Annotated in this window: 4 protein-coding genes; 2 read left to right on the top strand and 2 right to left on the bottom strand. The window is 65.4% G+C overall.

What is annotated here, in order from left to right; genetic code table 11:
• The first annotated feature begins 58 nt into the window (after positions 1–58).
• On the top strand, positions 59–2560 hold the full coding sequence (locus tag AC5P5V_RS11525) for a heavy metal translocating P-type ATPase (RefSeq protein WP_134968757.1): 2502 nt from the start codon (positions 59–61) through the stop codon (positions 2558–2560).
• An 11-nt stretch (positions 2561–2571) separates the two neighbouring features.
• Positions 2572–3027 carry a Cu(I)-responsive transcriptional regulator gene (cueR, locus tag AC5P5V_RS11530; RefSeq protein ID WP_061477821.1) on the top strand — a complete coding sequence of 152 codons (456 nt, stop codon included), beginning with the start codon at positions 2572–2574 and terminating at the stop codon, positions 3025–3027.
• Between the two features lie 79 nt (positions 3028–3106).
• Here the strand turns inward: cueR and AC5P5V_RS11535 are convergent, their stop codons facing one another.
• Positions 3107–3301, bottom strand: a complete 195-nt coding sequence (locus AC5P5V_RS11535) for a heavy-metal-associated domain-containing protein (RefSeq protein WP_049438338.1) — start codon at positions 3299–3301, stop codon at positions 3107–3109.
• A 189-nt stretch (positions 3302–3490) separates the two neighbouring features.
• Positions 3491–6565 (bottom strand): TonB-dependent receptor, encoded by a 3075-nt coding sequence (locus AC5P5V_RS11540; RefSeq protein ID WP_495215885.1) that lies wholly within the window; start codon positions 6563–6565, stop codon positions 3491–3493.
• Positions 6566–7229: the final 664 nt, after the last annotated feature.

Raw genomic sequence — 7229 nt, forward strand, 5'->3', positions numbered from 1 at the left:
TCCCACGATGGCAAGGTTTAGCCTGTCCGCATCCAGAAGGAAACCCGGGAATCCGATCATGAGCACGCCGCGCGCCGCTGCCGCCCCCGCCAGCCCCTCCACCATCAGCCTGCCCATCGAGGGCATGACCTGCGCCAGCTGCGTGGGCCGGGTCGAGGCAGCACTGTCCAAGGTCGAGGGCGTGGGCAGTGTCTCGGTGAACCTGGCCACCGAGCGGGCGGACATTCGTCCGTCGGGCCCGGTGGATCGCGCGGCGCTTGTCCAGGCAGTGGAGCGGGTGGGCTATGACGTGCCCGCGGCGACCACCGAGCTGGCGGTCGAAGGCATGACCTGCGCTTCCTGCGTGGGCCGTGTCGAACGCGCGCTGTTGGCCGTGCCCGGCGTCAGCCAGGCCAGCGTCAACCTGGCCACCGAGCGCGCCACGGTGCGTGGCATGGCGGACGTGGCTGCGCTGGTCGCCGCGATCGACAAGGCCGGCTATGACGCACGTGTGATCGAGGCGGGTGTGCAGTCCGATGATCAGGCTGCGGAAAAGAAGGATGCCGAGCGCGCCGGGCTGAAGCGCGACCTGATCGTGGCCACCGCGCTGGCACTGCCGGTGTTCGTACTGGAAATGGGTTCGCACCTGATTCCCGGCATGCACGCATGGGTGATGTCCACCCTCGGCATGCAGGCCAGCGGGTACCTGCAGTTCGCACTGACGCTCCTGGTGCTGGCCATCCCCGGGCGCCGCTTCTACCAGAAGGGCTTCCCGGCGCTGCTGCGGTTGGCGCCGGACATGAATTCACTGGTGGCGGTGGGCACCGCCGCGGCGTTCGGCTATTCGGTGGTAGCGACCTTTGCACCGCGGCTGCTGCCGCCGGGCACGGTGAACGTCTACTACGAAGCGGCGGCGGTGATCGTCGCGCTGATCCTGCTCGGTCGCTTCCTGGAGGCCCGGGCCAAAGGCCGCACCTCCGAAGCGATCAAGCGCCTGGTCAACCTGCAGGCCAAGGTGGCCCATGTGGTCCGTGACGGCCGCGCGGTCGACATCCCGGTCAATGAAGTGCAGAGCGGCGACCTGGTGGAAGTGCGCCCGGGCGAGCGCGTGCCGGTGGATGGCGAGGTGGTTGAAGGCCGCAGCTACATCGATGAATCGATGATCAGCGGCGAGCCGATTCCGGTCGAGAAGCTGCCGGGCAGCAGCGTGGTGGGTGGCACGGTCAACCAGAAGGGCGCATTGACGGTGCGAGCCACGGCCGTGGGCGCGCAGACCCTGCTGGCGCAGATCATCCGCATGGTCGAACAGGCGCAGGGCTCGAAGCTGCCGATCCAGGCGGTGGTCGACAAGGTCACGTTGTGGTTTGTGCCGGCGGTGATGCTGGCCGCGCTGGCGACCTTCGCAGTCTGGCTGATCTTCGGTCCATCGCCGGCACTGAGCTTCGCACTGGTCAATGCGGTGGCGGTGCTGATCATTGCCTGCCCGTGCGCGATGGGCCTGGCCACGCCGACCTCGATCATGGTCGGAACCGGTCGTGGCGCCGAAATGGGCGTGCTGTTCCGCAAGGGCGAGGCCCTGCAGCTGCTGAAGGACGCGCAGGTGGTGGCGGTGGACAAGACCGGCACGCTGACCGAAGGCCGCCCGCGCCTGACCGATCTGGAGATTGCCGCTGGCTTCGATCGCAACAGGGTTCTGGCGGCAGTGGCCGCGGTGGAGTCGCGCTCGGAGCATCCCATCGCCCGCGCGATTGTTGATGCCGCGACCGGGCAGGGCATCACGTTGCCGGGCATGGTCGGCTTCGAATCGGTCACCGGCATGGGCGTGCGGGCCAGTGTCGAGGGTGCACGCGTGGAGGTCGGTGCCGATCGCTTCATGCGCGACCTGGGCGTGGACATCACTGAATTCGCAGCATTGGCGGCGGAACTCGGCACGCAGGGCAAGTCACCGATGTACGTGGCCATCGATGGACGCCTGGCCGCGATCATCGCGGTATCCGATCCGATCAAGCCGAGCACCCCGGCAGCGATCGCGGCACTGCATCGGTTGGGCCTGAAGGTGGCGATGATCACCGGCGACAACGCCGGGACCGCACAGGCGATCGCGCGCCAGCTCGGCATCGATGAAGTGGTGGCCGAGGTGCTGCCGGAAGGCAAGGTCGAGGCAGTGCGCCGGCTGAAGGCCACGCATGGGCACCTCGCCTTCGTCGGCGACGGCATCAACGATGCCCCTGCGTTGGCTGAAGCCGATGTCGGCCTGGCCATTGGTACCGGCACCGACATCGCGGTAGAGTCGGCCGACGTGGTGCTGATGTCGGGTAACCTGCAGGGCGTGCCCAATGCCATTGCGCTGTCCAAGGCGACGCTGGGCAACATCCGGCAGAACCTGTTCTGGGCGTTCGCCTACAACACCGCATTGATTCCCGTCGCTGCCGGCGTGCTGTACCCGGCTTGGGGCGTGCTGCTGTCGCCGGTGTTCGCGGCCGGTGCGATGGCGCTGTCCAGTGTGTTCGTGCTGGGCAACGCGCTGCGCCTGCGCCGCTTCCAGCCGCCGATGGCCGATGCCGCCGCTGCCGCCCACTGAAGGAGATCCGCATGAACATCGGTGACGCCGCCAAGGCCTCCAGCGTGTCGGCGAAGATGATCCGCTACTACGAACAGATCGGCCTGATCCCCGCGGCCGATCGCACCGAATCGGGCTACCGGGCGTATTCGCAGGCGGACATCCATCGCCTGCGCTTCATCCGCCGCGCGCGCGATCTCGGCTTCCAGGTGGCCGAAATCAGTGACCTGCTGGGCCTTTGGAACGACACCGCGCGGCACAGTGCCGACGTCAAGCACCTGGCCGAGCAGCACATTGCCGACCTGGAACAACGCATCCAGAGCATGCGGCAGATGGCCGACACGTTGAAATCGCTGATCCGTTGCTGTGCGGGCGACGAGCGCCCGGAGTGCCCGATCCTGGAGCGGTTGGGTGAAGACGATGAGGCCCCGCTGCCGGTCGATGCAGCGAAGACCGGCGCGGTGCGGCGGCGCGCGCGCAAGCGCTGAGTTTCCATGTCGCATGCAAAAAAGCCCGCTCGGTGACAGTGTGCACGGGGCGGGCTCCGCGGTGGCAGAAGGCAGGGGATCAGGCAGTGCGCGGCGGGAAACCCGCATCGTTCAGCGCGGCGAACACCTGCTCCTGTGATGCGGTGGTCTGCACCTTGACCAGGCCGGTCGGCGGATCGGCCACCACACTGGCGTTCGGATCGATCTGCTGGATCGCGCGGGTCACGCTGCGCGCGCAGCCGCCGCAGGTCATGCCGTCAACATGGAATTCCATCTGTAGCTCCTTCGGTGCTCGTGAGGTGAAACCAGTGTGCACCTTCCAACGATGGCAGGGTCAAGCAGGTGGCTGAACGGCGGCGCAGGCACCCATGAAAACGGCAGCCGCCTGTACCAGCGCGGCTGCCGTGGAGGACCATTCCCGCCGGGGCGGGCAAGACGGCGCCGGGCCAGGCCCGGCGCTGCCTCAGAACTTCCAGTTCACGCCGAAGTACAGCTGGCGGCCGGCGTACAGGTTGGACAGCAGGCGGGCCTGGCTGTCGTTGCCGATGTAGCTGCGCAGCTCGGACTTGGTGGCGTTCAGTACGGCGGCGGTCACCGTCCAGTCCGGAGTGAGGTTGTAGGCCACGTTCAGGTCAAGCTGGCTGTAAGGCTTGGTGTAGGTGGTCATGCCATTGTTCAGGCCGCCGACCACTTCACCACGACGGTTGTACGAGGCGCGCGCCAGGAACTTGTCGTTCTCGTAGAACACCGTAACGTTGGCCTGGTTCTTGGCACTGCCGACCAGCGGCGAGGAGCCGATTTCCTCGCCATCCAGCACGATCGAGGCCAGGTTGGTGTCGTTGTAGGTGTAGTTGGCCTGCACGCCCAGTCCGAAGTCGAACGTGTACTGGCCATACAGTTCCACGCCCTGCGACACGCCATCGCGGCCGTTGGCCTGAGTCTCGTACTTCTGCACGGTGACCGACTGCCCGCCGACGTTCATCTGCTGGTCGCGCACCACCGGCACGGTGAAGTTGTCCACGTTCTTGCGGAACAGCGAAACACCTGCGACCGCGCCCGGCTTGAAGTACCACTCCAGGCCCAGGTCGAACTGCACCGCCTTGAACGGTTCCAGCGCCTTGTTGCTGCCCGAGCCGTACCAGCCGGGCGTGTCGGTGCCGCCGGTGACACGGCGGTCGTTGGCGTACTCTTCGCTGATGTAACGCAGGCCACCGGGATAGGCGATGCTGGTGTAGCTCGGGCGCGCGACCACCTTCGATGCCGCGCCACGCAGCACCAGGTTGTCGGTGATGTCCCAGGCAATGTTGAAGCTGGGCAGCACGTCGGTATAGGTCTTTTCCAGCGACGACAGGGCATACACCTTGTCGCGCACCTGCGGGTCGGGCAGGCGGACGAAGCCACCCTGGCAGCGCAGGTTCGGGTCGGCGGCCGGATCATCGCAGCTCATCGGCGCGCCGCTGGCGTTGTCGACGAAATAGTCGTTAAAGCGCTCGACCGAATCGCTGGACTGGGCGAACTGCTTGGTCCGCACCACGCGCACGCCGATGTTGCCGCGTACCCGCTCAGTGCGGAAGTTGGCCTGGAAGTAGCCGGAATGGATCTTCTCGTTGACGTCGTAGACGAAGTCTTCTTCGGTGCGGTTGTGCGAGCCACCGTAGGTCTTGTTCAGGTAGTCGATGTAGGCCGGGTAGTTGATGCCCGGGAACACGTTGGCGTTGAACGCGCCGGTGATGTTGCTGATCGGGTTGGACAGGAAGAAGCCCGGTTGCGCATCGCCTGCGGTCGGATCGCAACCGGCCTGGTAGCGATTGTTGTCATAGTCGGACGGATCCAGGCCCGGGCACACCCAATAGGTGTTGCCGGTGTTGCGGTGGACCTTGCCATCGCGGTACTTGGCGCCGAACTGGATCGAATCCAGCCAGCCGGCCTCGAACAGCTTGGTGACGTCGGCCTGGAAGTAGTTCTGCTTGACCTCGGTCTGCATCCAGGACGAATCGGTCGAGCCGGTATCGACTTCGGCCACGCCTGCCATCAACTGCTGCTGCAGGTCCGGCGAGAACTGCACCGACGGCGTGCCGGTCAGGTCCCAGGCGGTGTACTGGTTGCCGGACTGCCACTGGTTGCCCACCTTGCGGCGCGGCTTGGCCGACATGCGGAAATTCATCGACGGACCACCTTCGGACCAGGTGCGGCCGCCGGTGAACGAGGCCTTCCACAGCGGGCTGATATCCCAGTCGATGGTCAGGTCGGCGGTCTGCGACAGTGCCTTTTCCTTGCTGTATCCACCGGTGAGCTGCGGAGTGGGGATGGTGCAGTCGTCCGGGCCCCAGCCACCGGGTTCCAGGCCGGCTGCCGCTGCTTCTTCCTCACTGCAGTAATAGGTCTTTCCGGCCAGCTTCTGGTACTGCGCACCGGTGACGATGCTGCCACTCGGGTCGAAATCCAGGCCGTTGAGCAGGCGGCCGCCGGCCCAGTTGCCGTCCTGGTTGTAGCGGGCCAGGTTCCACTCCGGCACCTTCAGCATGTTCTGGGTGTAGTCACCCTGCAGCTCGAAGCGGAAGTAGTTCGCGGTCATCGTGACGTTGTCGACCGGCTTGAACTGGAAGGTCAGCTGGCCGCCCTTGCGCTCGCGCTTCTCTTCCTTCACCGCGAACTTCACCGAGGTCGGCATGAAGAATTCGCTGTAGTTCTTGCCAGCCTGGTTGTTGAAGCCGGACTGGCCCCACCAGTAGTGGATGCCATCCTGCTCCAGCAGGTTGCCGTTGGCATCGCGGGCCGTGGTGCCATTGCCGTACCACTGGTAGTCCTCGGTGCTGGCTTCCATGGTGCGGGTGGTGCGCTTCTGCTGGGTCACGCCGACGAGGACGCCGAAGCGCTCATCCTTGCTGTGCCACGAGTACAGCGCGGACGCCTGCGGATCGACATCGTGGCTGGTATCGGAGGTGGTGCCCTCCAGATTCACGTAGCCGGAGTTGGATTCCATGTCCAGCGGGCGACGGGTATGCAGGATGACCGTGCCGCCGATGCCGCCTTCGTCGATGCGTGCTTCCGGCGACTTGAACAGCTCCGCGCTGGACAACATGTTCGATGGCAGCAGGGTGTAGTTGAAGGAGCGCGTCGCTTCGTTGTTGGTCTCTGACGAGGCGACGAAGTTGCCGTTCAACTGGGTCAGGGTCAGGTCCGGCGCAAGGCCGCGCACACTGACACTCTTGCCTTCGCCACCGCTGCGGGTGATGACCACGCCGGGCACGCGCTGCAGTGCGTCGGCCACGTTCTTGTCGGGGAACTTGCCGACGTCCTCGGCGGTGATCACCTCGACCACCGCGTTGGCGTCGCGCTTCTGCTCGAGGCTCTTTTCAATGGCGTAGCGGTAGCCGGTGACCTGGACGCTGTCCAGGGTGGTGGCGTCCTGCGCGTCGGTGGACGTGGCCTGTTGCGCGGCGGCGCCAGCCGGAATGACGGCGGCGGCCAAGGCCAGCGCGATGGCCAGCGACAATGCGTCCTGGCCGTGCGTACGTGTTGAATGCTTCATTCCCATCTCTCCCTCTCTCCTGGATTGATCCGGTGACGTGGCTCGGACAACTTGAATCGATCTAATTTGAAGTGACATTACGGGTGTCGCCATGTGGGTGGCAGAGCACCGCGCGTGGTGGCCTGGTACGTCCTGTTGCTGCTCCCCCAACTCCCGGCCATCGCAGTGTCGTTCTTGGATCGATCTAAGCGATGGGCGGGCGATTTTTAGCATGGGTCGCCCTTGGGCGCATGCTGCTCCGCAATATGGTACTGGCGTGGCGAAGGGATGACGGTTTGCTGAAAACAGTGAAATCGTTTTCGTGCGCAGGGGAGGGGGGCCGGCAGGGCTGCGCCCTGCACCTGCTTGAAGCCAGGGCAACGGCCAAAGCTAAAGCCAAAGCCAAAGCGGCTCTGGTTTTCTGCTGGTTTGGCGGGACGGTGTCGGATTGCGGGGACGCCGTAAACCCCCAGGCCGGCCCAGCCGCTAGCGGCTGGGCGTTCGGGCGCTTACGAAGCAGTGCTTCGCAAGCAAAGCGCCCTCACCCCTGGGGGCTCGATGGCGCCATCCATGGCGCCAACGGTCCTGCCAGCCCACACCGCCCCGCCTTTGACAGTTTCCCGGTGACGGTTGGATGGGTCCTGGAATTGCGTGGGGTCATGGAGTCAGATCCGTTTTCCAACGGAAAACG

Source organism: Stenotrophomonas sp. YJH_SMC_130 (genome assembly GCF_059369035.1).

What these genes read in the sequence shown, in the direction of transcription:
- AC5P5V_RS11525 (WP_134968757.1), top strand. Translation starts at nt 59, where the DNA reads ATGAGCACGCCGCGCGCCGCTGCCGCCCCCGCCAGCCCCTCCACCATC.
- cueR (WP_061477821.1), top strand. Translation starts at nt 2,572, where the DNA reads ATGAACATCGGTGACGCCGCCAAGGCCTCCAGCGTGTCGGCGAAGATG.
- AC5P5V_RS11535 (WP_049438338.1), bottom strand. Translation starts at nt 3,301, where the DNA reads ATGGAATTCCATGTTGACGGCATGACCTGCGGCGGCTGCGCGCGCAGC.
- AC5P5V_RS11540 (WP_495215885.1), bottom strand. Translation starts at nt 6,565, where the DNA reads ATGGGAATGAAGCATTCAACACGTACGCACGGCCAGGACGCATTGTCG.